Source organism: Leptothoe sp. ISB3NOV94-8A (assembly GCF_043421595.1).
Taxonomy (GTDB): domain Bacteria; phylum Cyanobacteriota; class Cyanobacteriia; order Phormidesmidales; family Phormidesmidaceae; genus Leptothoe; species Leptothoe turfae.
Window position 1 is genome coordinate 6,989,442 of sequence record NZ_JAXSQW010000001.1, and the last position, 16,595, is coordinate 7,006,036.

Annotated in this window: 15 protein-coding genes; 10 read left to right on the forward strand and 5 right to left on the reverse strand. The window is 48.6% G+C overall.

All coding sequences use genetic code 11. The features are described from left to right. Window positions 1-119: 119 nt before the first annotated feature. Complete coding sequence (gene lspA, locus SPB21_RS30125) at window positions 120-617, reverse strand: signal peptidase II (protein ID WP_163698498.1); 498 nt, start codon at window positions 615-617, stop codon at window positions 120-122. A gap of 21 nt (window positions 618-638) precedes the next feature. Continuing rightward, entirely contained in the window at window positions 639-1,235 is a 597-nt protein-coding gene (locus tag SPB21_RS30130; RefSeq protein ID WP_006517867.1) for a biotin transporter BioY, read from the reverse strand. Between the two features lie 142 nt (window positions 1,236-1,377). Between SPB21_RS30130 and hemB the strand changes: the two genes are divergently transcribed. The 5 genes from hemB to SPB21_RS30155 all read left to right on the forward strand — a co-directional run bounded on the left by hemB (window position 1,378) and on the right by SPB21_RS30155 (window position 6,855). Beyond that, window positions 1,378-2,364, forward strand: coding sequence for a porphobilinogen synthase (gene hemB / locus SPB21_RS30135; protein ID WP_499058100.1), 987 nt, complete (start codon window positions 1,378-1,380; stop codon window positions 2,362-2,364). 182 nt (window positions 2,365-2,546) lie between these two features. Beyond that, the gene (locus tag SPB21_RS30140) at window positions 2,547-2,888 is read left to right on the forward strand and encodes a metal-sensing transcriptional repressor (protein ID WP_006517865.1); all 342 of its coding nucleotides are present in this window, start codon (window positions 2,547-2,549) and stop codon (window positions 2,886-2,888) included. 392 nt (window positions 2,889-3,280) lie between these two features. Further along, a complete protein-coding gene (locus SPB21_RS30145; protein WP_163667056.1) occupies window positions 3,281-3,997 on the forward strand; it encodes a biliverdin-producing heme oxygenase in 717 nt (238 codons plus the stop codon). Between the two features lie 482 nt (window positions 3,998-4,479). After that, complete coding sequence (locus tag SPB21_RS30150; RefSeq protein ID WP_163667054.1) at window positions 4,480-5,055, forward strand: hypothetical protein; 576 nt, start codon at window positions 4,480-4,482, stop codon at window positions 5,053-5,055. A 60-nt stretch (window positions 5,056-5,115) separates the two neighbouring features. Then, the gene (locus SPB21_RS30155; RefSeq protein ID WP_163667052.1) at window positions 5,116-6,855 is read left to right on the forward strand and encodes a peptidoglycan D,D-transpeptidase FtsI family protein; all 1,740 of its coding nucleotides are present in this window, start codon (window positions 5,116-5,118) and stop codon (window positions 6,853-6,855) included. Here SPB21_RS30155 and gmk read toward each other — a convergent pair. Together gmk and SPB21_RS30165 are read right to left on the reverse strand one after the other, a co-directional pair. Then, the gene (gene gmk / locus SPB21_RS30160) at window positions 6,791-7,447 is read right to left on the reverse strand and encodes a guanylate kinase (RefSeq protein ID WP_499868613.1); all 657 of its coding nucleotides are present in this window, start codon (window positions 7,445-7,447) and stop codon (window positions 6,791-6,793) included. The genes SPB21_RS30155 and gmk overlap by 65 nt on opposite strands. Before the next feature lie 34 nt (window positions 7,448-7,481). Next, complete coding sequence (locus SPB21_RS30165; RefSeq protein ID WP_163667048.1) at window positions 7,482-8,216, reverse strand: phycocyanobilin:ferredoxin oxidoreductase; 735 nt, start codon at window positions 8,214-8,216, stop codon at window positions 7,482-7,484. Window positions 8,217-8,525: 309 nt separating this feature from the next. Between SPB21_RS30165 and SPB21_RS30170 the strand changes: the two genes are divergently transcribed. After that, entirely contained in the window at window positions 8,526-10,445 is a 1,920-nt protein-coding gene (locus SPB21_RS30170) for a tetratricopeptide repeat protein (RefSeq protein ID WP_499868615.1), read from the forward strand. Window positions 10,446-10,530: 85 nt separating this feature from the next. Here SPB21_RS30170 and SPB21_RS30175 read toward each other — a convergent pair whose 3' ends face one another. Beyond that, complete coding sequence (locus tag SPB21_RS30175) at window positions 10,531-10,911, reverse strand: hypothetical protein (protein WP_163667045.1); 381 nt, start codon at window positions 10,909-10,911, stop codon at window positions 10,531-10,533. Window positions 10,912-11,091: 180 nt separating this feature from the next. Between SPB21_RS30175 and SPB21_RS30180 the strand changes: the two genes are divergently transcribed. The 4 genes from SPB21_RS30180 (at window position 11,092) to ilvD (ending at window position 16,498) form a co-directional block, all read left to right on the forward strand. Further along, window positions 11,092-11,946 (forward strand): lipopolysaccharide assembly protein LapA domain-containing protein, encoded by an 855-nt coding sequence (locus SPB21_RS30180; protein WP_163667042.1) that lies wholly within the window; start codon window positions 11,092-11,094, stop codon window positions 11,944-11,946. A gap of 241 nt (window positions 11,947-12,187) precedes the next feature. Beyond that, complete coding sequence (locus tag SPB21_RS30185) at window positions 12,188-13,141, forward strand: phosphoribulokinase (RefSeq protein ID WP_163667040.1); 954 nt, start codon at window positions 12,188-12,190, stop codon at window positions 13,139-13,141. 260 nt (window positions 13,142-13,401) lie between these two features. Next, entirely contained in the window at window positions 13,402-14,715 is a 1,314-nt protein-coding gene (locus tag SPB21_RS30190) for an adenylate/guanylate cyclase domain-containing protein (RefSeq protein ID WP_163667038.1), read from the forward strand. A 97-nt stretch (window positions 14,716-14,812) separates the two neighbouring features. After that, the gene (gene ilvD / locus SPB21_RS30195; RefSeq protein ID WP_163667036.1) at window positions 14,813-16,498 is read left to right on the forward strand and encodes a dihydroxy-acid dehydratase; all 1,686 of its coding nucleotides are present in this window, start codon (window positions 14,813-14,815) and stop codon (window positions 16,496-16,498) included. Window positions 16,499-16,595: the final 97 nt, after the last annotated feature.

Sequence of the window (16,595 nt, forward strand, 5' to 3'; positions counted from 1 at the left end):
TCATTGACCCCTGATCTAGCTATTACAGCTACAGCTAACACACCCAGAATTGCGGATAGGAATACGGCCTATTTTAGGCCGCTTATAAAAAGGTGGCGTGATTTTCCCGTAGTTTTTGTCTAGGGACGTTTTGGTTCGTGTTTTGGTGTCAACAAAATAGCAATTAACAAACAAATAATCCCTACATTGATCCAGATGTCTGCCAGATTGAAGACCGGAAATCGGGTAATGGGAAAGGCCTGAATAAAGTCCACTACTTCCCCTGCTTTGACGCGATCAATGCCATTACCCAAGGCTCCGGCTAAGATAAATCCCCATCCGGCCCGCTCCCAGCGATCTTCAATCCGAAACAAGAGACCATAGCCAGCAATTCCAATGCTCACGATAACTGACAACCACGGCAGTATCCAACGGCAGTTTTCTCCACTGCAAATACTCCAGGCCGCACCGCGATTTAGAACGTAAGTAAAATTTAGAGCCCCCGGAATAATCGTGACCGATTCGCCCAAATTAAAGTTCTGGACAACCCAATGTTTGGTGATTTGGTCTAATAAGAGTCCGATAAAAGCAGCCACCCAAAACAGGCGATTGATCTGTTTTCTCCGTAATCTGCCCATGTTGCTATGACGGTGCTGAAGCTAGTAGAACATGATCTGACGCATACCATAGGCCAGTACTGAAACTGCACAGACTAAAATTAGCTGTCCTGGGAAAGGTGCAATCGAGTACGTGAAAATGGCCTCTATTAATGATGGCGCATTGTCGCCTGTCCACTGTAATACATAGGCTAGGGGCAAATACACCAATCCCACTGCATGAATTGTTAGTAACCCCCCTAAACAGCTTAAGGCTAGGGTTTCTAGCTTCAGGGTTTCCCAGAACGCGAGGTATCCACAAACCCATGCTGCCGGGATAAAGCCCAACAAGTAGCCAAAGCTGGGCTCCCTGAGATAGCTCAACCCACCACCCTGGGTAAATACTTGCAGATCAAAGGCCTGGAATAGAAAAAGGCCCAAGCTCAGATAGGCGACCTGGGACAACGCAGCCGCATTTTGCCCCCCCAAACAGCCGATAAGCAATACAGCTCCCACTTGAAAACTCACGCCTAAAGAAAACACCTCCACACCGTTGGCCCAACTCCAAGGCCCATTGGTAATAAAGACCTCTAGCCATGTGCCTCCAATGGTTAGAATCAAGCCGATTAACGCCCACAGCAACTCTGCCGTTGCAAACACCTACATATTCCTCACGGCGACGGTGGCTTATTTTATCGTTTGACGAGAACGTTACTTTTTCTAATCTGACTGAAAGTAGACAGCCGAGCAGGTTTTAGACTGTTTACTTAATCCTTTTATACGGCTTTCTTTAAGAACTGACATGTTTCCCACTCATCGCCCCCGCCGGTTGCGCAGCCATCCACAATTGCGCCGTATGGTTCGCGAAAATGTTGTTACCACCAGTGATTTCATCTATCCGCTATTTGCGGTTCCTGGTGAGGGCGTTGCTAATGAAGTGAAGTCCATGCCCGGTGTTTATCAGCTATCGGTGGACAAAATTGTAGAGGAATCCAAGGAAGTCTACGACCTTGGGATTCCCTCAATTATTTTGTTCGGTATCCCTGAAGGAAAAGATGATGATGCCACCGGCGCATGGCATGACTGCGGCATTGTACAGAAAGCAACAGAAGCCGTCAAAAAGGCTGTTCCCGACCTGATCGTGGCGGTAGATACCTGTCTCTGTGAATATACTCCCCACGGACACTGTGGCTATCTAGAGGTGGGAGACTTGACGGGTCGAGTGCTAAATGACCCCACGCTAGAACTGCTTAAGAAAACAGCCGTTTCCCAGGCTAATGCAGGGGCAGATATCATCGCTCCATCTGGCATGATGGACGGCTTTGTAGGAGCTATCCGCTCAGGGCTTGATGATGCCAGCTTTGAGAATATTCCGATTATGTCCTATGCCGCCAAGTATGCATCGTCTTACTATGGCCCATTCCGGGATGTGGCTGAATCTGCCCCCCAATTTGGCGATCGCCGCACGTATCAAATGGATCCAGCTAACGGTAAAGAAGCGATCAAGGAAATTGAGCTAGATATTGCCGAAGGCGCTGACATGCTGATGGTGAAGCCAGCCCTTGCCTACATGGATATCATTTGGCGCGTCAAAGAAGCGAGCAATTTACCGGTAGCTGCTTACAATGTCTCTGGAGAATACTCCATGGTCAAAGCAGCAGCTTTAAATGGCTGGGTAGATGAAGAAAAGCTGGTAATGGAGACCATGATGAGCTTTAAGCGCTCTGGGGCTGACTTAATTCTGTCTTACCACGCTAAGGATGTTGCTCGTTGGTTAAAGGGGCAATAGAATGCGTTTTTCCAGCGTCATTGGTCTTAAGCCTGGTAGTTAGGCTGGCTGCGGCATTGAATACATAGAACCTAACCAGGATGACAAAACCTGATGCAGGCGTAACAATAATTAACGAACATCTCCGGTGGAGGTGTTCGTTATTTTTTGACTCTTTTTAGCCCACCTACTTGTTTTAGCCCTTGAGCACCTCTTCAGACGCTGTTTCCCATTCCCATGATGCCAATGGCCATGGCCATGCCGCCCACGGCCACACCCATAGTGAGGAATCTCTAAAACGCATTGTTAACCGCCTATCTCGTATAGAGGGGCATGTGCGTGGCATCAAGACAATGGTTTATGAAGGTAGACCTTGTCCAGATGTATTAGTACAAGTTGCTGCGGTGCGAGGAGCCCTTGATCGGGTGGCACGCCTCATTCTGGACGAACATCTGAGTGAATGCATCAGCCGTGCAGTCACTGAAGGCAATATTGAAGCTGAGCTGACTGAATTGAAAGCAGCCCTTGATCGCTTTTTTGATTAGGGGGTATGGACCTATATTTGGCTAATCATTCTGTAACCAGACTGCAATTAAATTTTCAGAAATCTTTGGCCTAAATTTCAAAAGATTTCGAAATGCTACAAAAAAGACACGTTGACACATTGTCATGAATCCTATGCAGAAATAGGTTTTTAGCTTTTTGGGACCAAAAATCACTGTGGCTTGCCTGACTTCTGCGTAAAAAAATGTAATGTATTGGCTCATCAAAACGGTCTACGGTAGCAATTGTGGCGATGTCCCTATCTCCCAAACAGGCTTGATAGATACGTTTTGGAGACGTTGTTAACTCTATAAAGCCGTTCAAACTCGTTTAGCTCGTCGTCCTACGCGTACGGCGGACGATATTAAATTCATTTAACGTCGAGATATTTAGTATGAGCAGCAATTTAGCCGAGAAGCTCAAGAAAGGTACGCAGAAAGCGCACACAATGGCCGAGAATGTGGGCTTTGTTCGTTGCTTTTTGCGTGGCGTTGTTGAGAAGAAGTCCTACCGTAAGCTAGTGGCTAACTTCTACTATGTGTACGCTGCAATGGAAGAAGAGTTGGAGCGCCACAAGGATCATCCGGTAGTTTCAGCGGTCTACTACCCTGAGCTATACCGTAAAGAAACCCTTGAGACTGATTTAGCTTACTACTACGGTCCTAACTGGCAAGAGCAAGTTTCTATTTCTCCAGTGGGTCAATCTTATGTTGATCGGATTCGTGAAATTTCTAACGAGTCACCTGAATTGCTTGTAGGTCATTCATATACTCGCTATCTAGGTGATCTATCGGGTGGCCAGATCCTTAAGAGCATTGCCCAACGTGCCATGAACTTGGCGGATGATGAAGGTGTAGCGTTTTACGAATTTCCCACGATTCCCGATGAGGGCGCGTTTAAGAATAAGTACCGCAGCACTATTGATGCCGCCCCTGTTGATGAGGCGATGGCTGATCGCATTGTAGAGGAAGCTAACGATGCTTTTGGGATCAACATGCGTTTATTCCAAGAGCTTGAGGGTAACTTGGTTAAAGCTATTGGTCAGATGCTGTTTAATAGTTTGACTCGCGGTCGTCGTCGGGGCAGCACTGAACTAGTTGCAGCTGAATAGAGTTGATTGCTTATTAAGCTAATCAAGTTCTCAATTGCTTAGAAAATGGGCAGTATTCCTCCAGGAATACTGCCCATTTTCGCTTTAAGCTCTACAGTTGCTTGACTAAAACTTCCTATCAATTTAAAAAGTCGCTATCAGATATTTTTGAGGGCTTGTTCTTTGGAAAGTGCTCCTGTAGCATGAGGCTCAATTTATAAACTGCAAATCAGCTATTCTTAGTTTTACTTTGGGATGGTTTTGGCAGAAATAGTCAGGCTGGCTGGCTGTGATTTTACATTGAGTGCCAAAAAATACTTGATAAGTTGACCTTTTCTGCTATTTTTTGGTGGAGCGTGGGCAGGTTTGTTCTGTCTGTGTTCGGATCTGTGGTTTGCTTATGGAAGCCTGTAGATCTTTATTTGAATGTGGGTAACCACAGTGCGTTTTGAGTGATCATCGCTCTGGCGCATGGGGCGACGCTTAAAGTGAGGAGTAAACGAGTGGGTTTTGCCGTTAGGGCTGATCGAGATAAGAGTAATAGCGTTAAGAGCTCTAAGAAGCGAAATCTGGTATTACTGCATCCCGTCAATAAGACAGCTTCATCCTCGGTGGCGAGATATCCTTTTAAGGCTGCCGCGAATTCGGGTGCTCCGTCTGTGGCAGCAGTGCCCAATGAGGTGCACGCGCCTGCTGAGGTCAAGCAACTGCCTAGAGCGCCTCGGCTGCCGCTCGGCCTCAAAATTTTAGTGGGAGTGCAGCAGGGGTCTACTGTTCTGACCGGTGGCTTAGTTGCAACGGCCTTAGTGGTCTATAGCTGGACAGTTTATTTAGATAAAACCGTATCTCGTTCATTTCAGCGTTTGGAAACGCTCAAGGCCTCGATCCAACAGGTCACTACTGCCAATGCAACGTTGAAAAATAATATGGCTGAGCAGGCTGAGTCTCCCTCTGCTGGGTTTAAGCCGTTTGAGCCTAAGCGTGCTATCTTCTTGTCACCTGCTCCGGCGCGTCCATCAGTTGAGCCCTCTGTTGAGCCTGAAGCTCCTTCTCCCATGCCCCATCCCCTGGGTTATTAGGTCAGTGAGGTCTTTTGATGTGAGCGCCTTCTGTATGCTTATTGTGCTCGCCTAATATCTATGGTTACGCAGCCATCTAGTCCGGAGCGCCGTCCGTTTAGTCGTCGTCGCCCTCGTCATACGTCTTCGCCACGATTTCGCCTTGTCACGGTCTGGGCCTTTATGGTGTTGGTGATGTTTGGCCTAAGTGCGCGTCTTGCTCGGTTGCAGTTAGTGGTTGGTGACCAACTTAAGCTCCAGGCTGAGCAACAGCGACAAAATGTACCCCAGGTTCCTCGGGCATCACGACGTCCGATAGTGGACCGTCAGGGGAATGTGTTGGCGGTGGATCGGATTGTTTATACCATCTATGCTCACCCCATGCTGTTTAGTCGCTCTCGCCAGGAGATGGCTGAAACCTTGGGAAGCGCCCTGGGTCAACCCCAAGATACGTTGCTGCAGCGTTTTCAAGAGCAGGAAACGGGTATTCAGGTTGCTGTAGATGTTTCAGAAGAGCTGACCAAGCGTATTCGTGATCTACGGTTAGATGGTTTGGAATTGTTGCCTAGTCAGCAGCGCTTTTATCCACAGCAAACATTGATGTCTCAGCTGGTGGGGTATATCAATTTGGAAGGGCAACCCCAGGCTGGCTTGGAGTACATGCTCCAGGATCGGCTGCTGTATAAGCTGGATAATGTGCCATTGCCCCATACGCCGAAACAGTTGCCTAATCGTGATGGGCTCAGGCTACAGCTGACTGTGGATAGTCGTTTGCAGCGCATTGCTCAGCGAAATTTAGAGGCAACTGTCCGTCAATATGGGGCCAAGCGGGGGGCCTTAATTGTGATGGATAGCCGTAATGGGGCTGTGTTGTCGTTGGCTGTGACGCCCACCTATGACCCTAATCGCTACTATGAGGCGAATGTTGCGCAGTTTAGGAATTGGGTGATCAGCGATCTGTATGAACCGGGCTCAACTTTTAAGCCTATCAATGTTGCGATCGCACTCGAAGAAGGCTTAATTGCTCCTGGTGACTACGTCTATGACGAAGGTCGTCTGCAATATGACCGATGGACGATTCAAAATGTTGATTATCAAGCCGTGGGAGGACGGGGATCCATCACCATCACTGATGTTTTGCGCCATTCCAGCAATGTGGGCATGGTTCACATTATGGAGCGGTTAAAACGCTCGACGTACTACGACTGGCTGGCACAATTAGGGTTAGGGAATGCAACGGGCATTGAGCTTCCTGCCGAGGCCACCGCCCAGCTCAAAAGTCGCTCTCAGTTTGTTAACAGTGAAGTGGAAGCTGCAACCACGTCCTTTGGCCAAGGATTTTCTCTCAATCCGATGCAGTTGGTACAGCTCCATGCTGCTTTGGCCAATGGCGGTGAGTTGGTAACACCCCATTTGGTCAGGGGGCTGATTGACCAGGAAGGAAACCCCACGTGGCAGCCTCAGCGACCACCTGCCAAACAAGTGTTTTCTAAAGACACGACCCAGGCAGTCCTCCAAATGATGGAGGCCGTTGTGGAATCTGGGTCTGGTAAAACGGCTCGCATCGCCAACTATAGGCTAGCGGGTAAGACAGGGACTGCCCAAAAAGCCAATGAATATGGTGAATATGGCGATGGTCGCATCGTTAGCTTTGTGGGCATTGTGCCAGGGGAGAATCCCCGCTATGTGGTGCTGGCTGTGATCGATGAACCTCTGGGTGAAGATGCCTATGGTTCAACGGTAACTGCGCCCCTGGTTAAGTCGGTAGTTGAGTCTCTTGTGGTGATGGCGGGTGTTCCTCCTTCAAGACACGCGGAGTAAATAGGATCTTTTCTAACTCACGGGTGGCTCGTTCAAGGTTGTCGTTGACGATTTGTATATCAAACTCTTCAGCAGCTTCAATTTCAACGTTGGCCCGCGCCAGACGTTTTGCGATCGCATCTTCCGAATCTTGACCCCGCTGACGAATGCGATCTTCTAGTTCCTGGAGGCTGGGGGGCAAGACAAAAATCTGCTGTGCTTCTGGTAGCGTGGCGCGCACCTGACGGGCCCCTTCCAACTCAATTTCTAAAATCACCACATTGCCATGGGAAATCATCGCTTCTAAGGGTTGACGCGGGGTGCCATAAAAATTACCCGCAAATTCAGCCCATTCCAGTAGTTGATTTTGTTCAACCATGGCTTTAAATTCCGGGCGTGAAACAAAGTAATAATGTTTACCATGCTCCTCACCTGGACGAGGTTGGCGAGTGGTTGCTGAAATCGATAGCTGAATGTCCGGATGATGCTTGAGCAACTGGCGTAGTAACGTTCCCTTGCCCACGCCACTGGGGCCTGTAAAGACAATCAGTTGCCCTACGGTTGGAGACGTAACAACGATTTCTGAACTCAGGGGAACTGATATTGAAGGCATAACTTACAGAAAAAACTACGGAAATTTTACAGACCTATTCCTCCGATAGATCGAATAGCACCGTCTTCATGTAGCGTTCAGCCCAGACAGGATCAAATGCTTTTTCTAAAATGCGACGGGTTTTGTCATTTTGCTGCTGGTGGGTGCAGTAGTTGCGCTGACCTGCCAAGATCTCAGCCCGTTTATGGGGGGTGGGAGTCATGGCAACTGCTTGTTTACAGTGCAAGGTCAGGTAGTAGCGCACCTGCTCCAGAAAACGATGATTTTCCTGAGGACCTATGGGTTTTACAAAACAGCAATAGTCCGAAAAAATGTGGCCCCAGCTAGGGAGTTCCCGTGGATGGCTATAGCCGTTTGTTCCCTTACCCTTAAGGGCATGGGTATAGGCAATGGGCAAGCCGTTGGGATTAGTGGGGGATAAATCCACAACGGCTGCACTAATTTGCCCGCGACCGCAGACAATGTCACAGCCAAACATCGGTAGCCCATACTCAAGGCGAGGAAACATTACGCAGTGCAGAATGTCGAGATTGGGACCCACCTTCGCTAGTTCTAGGTGAAGTTTACGAAACTCTGGGGTTTGATAGCAGGCATTTTCAATGACAAGTCGTTCGCCTTCTAGACGGCTTTCTACATAGCCCAGATCGTTGGGGAGATTGTAAGGCGAGAGGACAAGATGGTGTTGCCAGGTCTCTTCAATGATGTCAGCCAACTCACAGATGACAGAGTTTTGATGCTGACGGATGGAGTACTTTACCGTAATCGACATGGATGAGCGTTCAGTTCACCTTATAAACAGATTGGACTGCACCATTGAAAAACGGTATCGTCGCGGGTGGTGTGATAAATCAAGTTTACAGTAGCGTAAAGGTCTCAGGCAGAATCAACTACCTATGATCCAATTCGTCACCTTATTCCTGATGTTGACTTTTTTTTAGGGAAAAGATTGGTACTTAGTTGTTGTGCTTATTAGGGCATAACACGGGCCACGTAAGCATTCCGATCGTCGGATACTGCCAAGGCCTAAGCCTCCACTTCTGTTGCCCCACTTCAACATCACACACATTTTTCCTACGCTATGGTGGCCACACAACTCAAATCTCGCAAAGTTTTGGGGTTAAATCAACGTCAGTACGAAGGGCTTAAAACAGCACTCCAGCTTAATCTCAGACGCCAGCTTTTGATTGCGGTCTGCGATAGCAACACATTGAAGACACAGCTGGTCTCCAGACTGCAAGCGGATTTAACAGCAGCGGATAATACCCTGGATGATTTTGGGACAGTAACCTTAGCGAAGCTTGCCTTTGATCCGAGTCAGCCCGATTTGATGCTACAGCTGGTGCATTGGCTAAAGCAAGCGCCCAAACCCACACCCCATCTACAGATTGTTGGTTTAGAGGCGATGACCCACCAGCCGATGCGATCGCAAAATCACTTTTTGCGATCCCTTGAAAATATTCAATCTTTGCTCCCCCACCTTGAAAGCAGCTTGGTGCTGTGGCTGTCATGGCCCTGGTATCGCACATTGCAACAGTCTGCCCCTGAGTTTTGGCAGTGGCGTAGTGGTGTGTTCACCTTTGTGGGTGAGCCTGTGTCCTCTGCTCCAGAGATTGCTAATACCGGCCACCAGGTGACGGATGCGCTTTATGGAGGGGTGTCCACTGCTCAAAATGCTGATATCTGGCAGATTCTCAGTGAGGATTTGGCTCAGAGAGACCAGCAGCCCGCAGCGGCTAATGTTGCGGCTACTGATGTTGAGCCAGAACAGAGCCCATCCGTAATCGTAGACGTGACTACCCTGGAGCATCCTCTGGAAACACTCGCTCAGCTAGAAGAGCAGGGGGCCACACCTGAGGAGATTACCCAGGCTTACCATACCCTTGGCAATCATTATCGCGATCGCATTGAAGCTGGGGAAATGACCCCCAATCTATTGGCAACCGCCATTGAAACCTTTGAACTCTACCTAAACTGGTTGCCAACGGAGGATACTCAACGGGCTGCTGGTCTCAATGATTTAGGCACATTGCACTGGCTCAACGCTCAGCTCCAAGGTGAGCGTTCGGCCCTGGTTGAGGGCATGAACCGCAGTGTGAAGCTGTATAGAGAAGGCCTGAGTGCCAATGGTGATGCAGAAACCACCAGCCGCCTGTACGGCAATTTGGGGGCAGTATATAGTGCCTTAGCCAATTACGACGACTCCATTACCCACCTGAAGGACGCTGTCACCGCCTATCGTCAGGCTCTACCATTTTGCTCGGCAGATAGCAATCCTGAAGAATATGGCACCTTGCAGAACAGCCTGGGCTCCGTGTACTGGAAGCTGGCCTACTATGAACAACCCAAGCCCCAGCTGCATCGGGCAATTGCCGCCTATAACGAGGCTTTGCGCTGTCATCACCCCGAAACGTCCCCATTAGAATATGCAGCGGTACAAAACAATTTAGGCATTGCCTACTGGAGTTTGTCGCGTCATGAACGTCCTATATTTTTACTCAAACATGCCATTGCCGCTTACCGGGATGCGCTGAATTATCGTACCCCCAGCACTGATCCGACGGCCTGTGCCAGTACCTATAACAATTTGGGCACAGCGTTTTGGGAATTAGCAAACCATCCTGAGGCACCAGCCGATCCTGAAGGGCGCTATAAGCAAAATGCTGTAATTGCCTATGAAGCTGCCCTCAAAGCCTCAGAATTAGCGCCCAATAATCTTGACCTCGCTTCGATTCGCCATTGCTTAGGCAGTATTTATGACAGAATGGCCCGAGCTACCGATAACAGAGCTCTGATTGTCGGTAACCTGGACCGTGCCTTAGTGCACTACGTCACTGCCCTCAAACAAATTACCAAAACGGCATCTAGCTATGAGCCCATCTTCAAAGCCTTGGTGCGCAATGTTTCTGCCCACTATGAACTGCTAGGGTTAGATGGCCAGCAAAATGCCCTGAATAAGGTGCCCGCTGAAATTTTGCCTCAGGTAATGCTGAAGTTATAGGACACATTCCACAAATAACGATTTTGTCTAGAAACTATCTATCCCCTGTAGGGTCGTTGCATGCAACGACCCTACAGGAGGGTAATTAATTTGGGGTAGTTGCCAATTCTGGTGCGTTTTTGGACAATATTGCACGTAGTTCTTTACTGAGATCGTTATCGCTGCGGTGGGCTTCCCATTCGCCACTATGCTTAGAATCGAGTCGCCAGTGGCCATTGATATGATCACCATCCTCTGACACTGTTCCGGTGTATTGGATAGCGTAACTGGGAGTGTTGAAATATTTTTTTGTGAACGTCACATAGCGGCCAGTGATTTGTCCGTGTACCTGGGCTTCACCTAAGGGCCCATCATCCACAATGCGACCACTAATACTATTGTTCGCTTGGACAAAGGTGGCTTCAAACCGGGTGGGGGAGTTTGCCTGCCAGTAAGACCCTAGCCAGGGACCAGTTAACTCAGCCATCGCAGATGTCCTCGTGCAACACATTACCTATGATTTTGATGCAACTATCTTGATTTTGCAGGGACTGGAACAACCCACCACCGGGTGTGAAAATTGAAGAAATTCTCAATTTTGGTGGATGTGGACGCATGCTCGGTTTCACTAGGCTTGGGTCAACTCCTACTACTGGTTACCTCTGCTATGGCGCTATTTCTTATTTTTGCTCTGGTAGTGGCGTTTTTTGCGATCGCATTCGCCCTGCAAAATGACCAGCTGATCGACATCAACTTTTTTATCTGGCAACTAGAGCAGCAGCACCTGGCCACTGCTCTGTTGCTGGCATCAGGCTTGGGCGTTCTTTTCGGACTGTTAGTCACCATTCCGGCATTTCTCAAGCGAGAATGGCGCATTTCCCGTGGGAAAAGACAGGCCCATAGCTTAGAAGATCAGCTTTTAGCTAAGCAGCAAGAAGTCAACAATCAAGCGCGTAAAAACGCAAATCTACGCCAGAGCTATCACCACCTTTTGGAATCCCTGGATCTGTTGGATCACACCACTGGTTTAGTTAGTGATGCGGTGGTTTCGCGTGTCATTCGAGCCCTACTCCAGCGAATGAAAATGCAGCCGCTTCATCATCAGTTTCAATCCGTAGGGCTACTGCTGATTCAGCCCCAGCGTAAGCAACCTGAGCCTAGCGACCTCAAACAAGATCAGGCCCTATGGAATGCGATCGCTCAGGTGCTACAGCAAAACCTGACGGTAGATTCCTGGCTGTTTAGCAATAACCAAGGGCAATTTACCTGTAGCCTCACTGGTTTAGATGTTAAAGCCGTTACGAAATATGCAGAAAATCTTAGATTAGCCCTGACCGATGCACCGATAACCCTGCAGGATGGTGCGCAGACTAATATCGACGTCAATATCGGTGGCGTGGTCACTGACCCTGACCATCCGACCGAAAGTGAGCAATTGCTACTTAGCAAAGCGGAAGAATTTCTAGCTTTGGCGACTAAGCGTGGACGTAATCGCCTGAAAGTGTCCTTTGTCACGGACTAGACTGCATTACGGACTAAACCCTATTTAGGTTATGAAATCTAAATTTTTTTTACATACTTTAAGTCTCGTAGTGACCTTTGTATGCTTTCATTCTCAATGATTATGAGTATTTTTACTCAATGGTTTCTGGTGTTTGCAAGCCGTATTCTCTGACACAAAATCTTGAGCCCAGTACCGTTGGTGCATAAGATAAAACTAACGACTGAGTTTAAGAAAGTCTAAAGAAGCAGGAGATACGTCCATGGCAGAGCGCCCAATTATCCTCGGTATTGTCGGAGACAGTGCCGCTGGTAAAACTACCTTAACCCGTGGGATCGCCCAGGTACTCGGTGAGCATGATGTGACGACCATCTGTACCGATGACTACCATCGTTACGACCGTAAACAGCGTAAGGAAATGGGGATCTCTGCACTTCACCCCGATTGCAATTACGTTGACATCATTGAACAGCATCTAGAGCTACTACGCCAAGGCCGACCTATACTTAAGCCCATCTATAACCACACTACTGGTGAGTTTGATGCTCCTGAGTACATTGAGCCCAAGAAGTTTGTTATCGTTGAAGGCTTGCTGGGTTACTCCAGTAAGATTGCTCGCGACGCCTATGACGTAAAGGTTTACCTTGCGCCCCCCGAAGACCTACGCACCAAGTGGAAAATCAAGCGTGATACCCGCAAGCGTGGCTATGATGAGGCTGCCGTATTAGCTGCACTAGCTGCACGCGAGCCTGACTCTGAGGCTTTCATCCGTCCCCAGCGTAAGTGGGCTGATGTAATTGTTACTTTCTATCCACCAGATGCGCCTGAAGAGCAGGCTAACGATCTACTGCTCAACGTAAACTTGGTGTTGCGTCCCACGATCCCGCACCCCGATTTTACCGATATATTAGACAGTGATTTAGGTAAAGCCATTCGTCTGGGTCTAGAGCGTGATATGGGTAAGCCCGTAGACGTGCTATCTATTGATGGTCATGCTACCCCTGACCAGGTGCAGCAGCTTGAGCGCATTCTTTGTAGCGATGTTCCTTATCTGGGGCAGTTCTGTAGTCTGGAGGGCAACCAGGAAGTCGGTAAGATTGTTGGCACCACTGGTGAAACTCTACAGAGCTATCCCCTAGCTCTGACTCAGTTGTTGATCACGTATCACATGCTGATGGCTATGGGTACAGCTGGCAAAATGAAAGTTGCCGCATAGATTCAGACCACGACTCTAAGTTCTTAGATACTCGCCCCCAGAACATTGTTCTGGGGGCGAGTATTTTGCTACAAATTTGGCAAATTCTGCGATATGCGACAAAGTTACAGACGTCTGGCGAATGGGTGTGAAGAAATGACATGGTCTGAGGAATCAGCAGACATATGGTTTGAATCTATGTGCCACAATTACCGTGCCTGTAGATTGTCAGCTTGATTGTTCTTTAACTCAACAGCACCCAGCTTCTGGGCTGTTCTACCATGTTTGGTTTTTCCCGAATAAAGCCCATCCACGAATTTGCATCCTATGCCCATTGGCGTCATCAATTTATGCAGCGGCGGTTGCGGTTGGGTATTCTGTTTGGCCTGTTTTATTTTGTCACATTTTTGCCCTTAGACACCCTGACGTACGTTACTGAGGGGCACGATCCCTTTGTACTGCTTTGGATCATCACGAATCTAATACGGATGGGGTTGTTGTTCTTCTGCCTATGGCTAATTCGCAAAAATATCTATCGACCTCGTCGCATTATTGGTGTTTTTTTGCTGGCATCATGGTCCATTAGTCTGTTGCATCGGTTCCATGAAACCTACACTGGTTTAGCTAGCAACACCCCCATTGCCGAGCCTGATCTTTTTAGTTGGGCACTCTCCTTTATTACTCAAGCTACTCTAGTGCCAGTGGGTTGGCCCCTCCATCTAATCTCTCAGCTGGGGGTAATTGTTTACTACTTTGGTGTCAATACCCTTTTAGGGTTACAGGTGGTAACCCCTGGTTTGCCTGCTGCTAGCCTGTTGCTCAACACGTTTTGGATCTGCTGTATCTGCAACTGCTCGGTTTACTTTTATGAAAAACTATCACGGGAAAATTTTGCCACTAATCGTGAGCTGTTGGAGGCCCAAGAAAAGTCTGAGCGACTGTTGCTGAATATTTTGCCTCGAACAGTGGCTGAGAAATTGAAACAGGGGCCAGATATTATCGCTGAAAGTTTTTCTGAGGTAACAGTATTATTCGCAGATATTGTTAACTTCACCCAGCTTACCGAGACCCAGCCAGCAGCCAACATTGTTGATCTACTCAACCAAGTATTCTCTCGCTTTGATCAGTTAGCCGAGAACCATGGTTTAGAAAAGATCAAAACCATTGGTGATGCCTACATGGTGGCAGCAGGGTTGCCACAACCCCAGGCTGACCACGCAGCAGCTGTTGCTGCCATGGCCATAGAAATGCAAACAGCATTGGCGGACTTTAATGCTGAAACCGGTCAAGATATTGCCTTACGTATCGGGATTCATACCGGTCCAGTGGTGGCTGGTGTGATTGGCCTAAAGAAGTTTGCCTATGATCTTTGGGGCGATACGGTGAATACAGCGAGTCGCATGGAATCCCACGGTGTGCCCAATGGCATTCAAATTAGCGAGGCTACCTATCAACGTCTACAGAAGTTGGATGAACGCTATGAGTTTCATCAGCGTGGTCCAATCGTCATCAAAGGTAAAGGACCCATGATTACTTATTTATTAGAGCCCTGTGTGACGGATGTTGATATAGATCCATTGATGGCTCAATCGTAAAGGGCAATGAAAATATTTTTTAGCCGCCGTAGCATAATTTGTCTCCTGCCCTAATCTGTAACAATTAGGGTCTGTATGGATCGCTAAGGAATTAACCATGGCCGACAACCGTAAAAGCCGCGTCGTTACCCAAGGGGTACAGCGTTCACCCAACCGTGCCATGCTGAGGGCCGTGGGCTTTGGAGATGATGATTTTGATAAGCCCATTGTTGGAATAGCTAATGGCTATAGCACAATTACCCCTTGTAATATGGGGATTAATACTCTGGCTCTGCGGGGTGAAGCAGCTCTGCGGGATGCTGGGGCAATGCCGCAAATGTTTGGCACTATCACCATCAGTGATGGTATTTCCATGGGTACCAAGGGGATGAAGTATTCTCTGGTTTCCCGTGATGTGATTGCTGATTCTATTGAGACCGCTTGCACCGGTCAGAGTATGGATGGTGTATTGGCTATTGGTGGCTGCGATAAGAATATGCCAGGAGCAATAATTGCGATCGCACGCATGAATATCCCCGCCGTTTTTGTCTATGGCGGTACCATCAAACCCGGCCACCTCGACGGCGAAGACCTCACCGTAGTCAGTGCCTTTGAAGCAGTTGGTCAGTACAGCGCCGGTACGATCGACGAAGAGCGCCTGATGGCCGTTGAGAAAAACGCTTGCCCTGGTGCTGGTTCCTGTGGCGGTATGTACACCGCTAACACCATGTCATCCGCCATCGAAGCCATGGGCCTGAGCCTGCCCTATTCTTCCACCATGGCAGCCGAAGATGCAGAGAAAGCCGACAGTACTGAAAAATCGGCCTATGTACTGGTAGATGCCATCCGCAATCAGATTTTACCCAGCCAGCTTCTGACCCGCAAAGCGTTTGAAAATGCCATCTCTGTAATTATGGCGGTAGGTGGTTCTACTAATTCTGTCTTGCACCTGTTGGCCATTGCCAACACCATGGGTGTTGAGCTCACCCTTGATGACTTTGAGGTCATCCGTAATCGCGTTCCTGTTTTCTGTGACCTTAAACCCTCCGGGCGTTATGTGGCCACTGACCTACACAAGGCAGGCGGTATTCCCCTAGTCATGAAAATGTTACTCAAACAAGGGTTGCTCCACGGTGATGCCCTTACCGTCAGCGGCCAAACCATTGAAGAAGTGCTAGCGGATGTGCCCGAACAGCCCAGCCCTGACCAGGATGTGATTCGTCCCTTTAACCAACCCCTCTATGCCCATGGTCACCTGGGGATTCTAAAGGGCAACCTTGCCACGGAAGGTGCGGTGGCCAAACTTACCGGTATCAAAAAGTTTACTATCACTGGTCCTGCGCGGGTATTTGAGTCTGAAGAAGATTGTCTAGATGCGATTTTGGCAGGCAAAATCAAAGCAGGCGATGTGATTGTTGTGCGCTATGAAGGTCCTAAGGGAGGGCCAGGTATGCGAGAAATGTTAGCACCCACCTCAGCCATCATTGGTGCTGGCCTGGGAGACTCGGTTGGTTTGATTACCGATGGTCGTTTCTCAGGTGGTACCTATGGTATGGTTGTTGGCCACGTTGCGCCTGAGGCGGCAGTTGGTGGCACCATCGGTCTGGTAGAAGAAGGCGATTCCATTACCATTGATGCCGAGAAACTACTGTTGCAGTTAAATGTTTCTGATGAAGAACTTGCTAAGCGACGGGAGCAGTGGACAGCGCCCGAACCTCTCTACAAGCGAGGTGTGCTAGCAAAATATGCCACATTAGTTTCATCTAGCAGCCAGGGGGCAGTGACTGACCAAGACCTGTTTTAGGTCTCCTGTTCTATAGAACAAGGCTGATAAAGCAGAAGCCGTCGACCGAAAAACTAGTGTAGATTTTACTCTTAGCCTCAGTTCACTAAGGAACTGA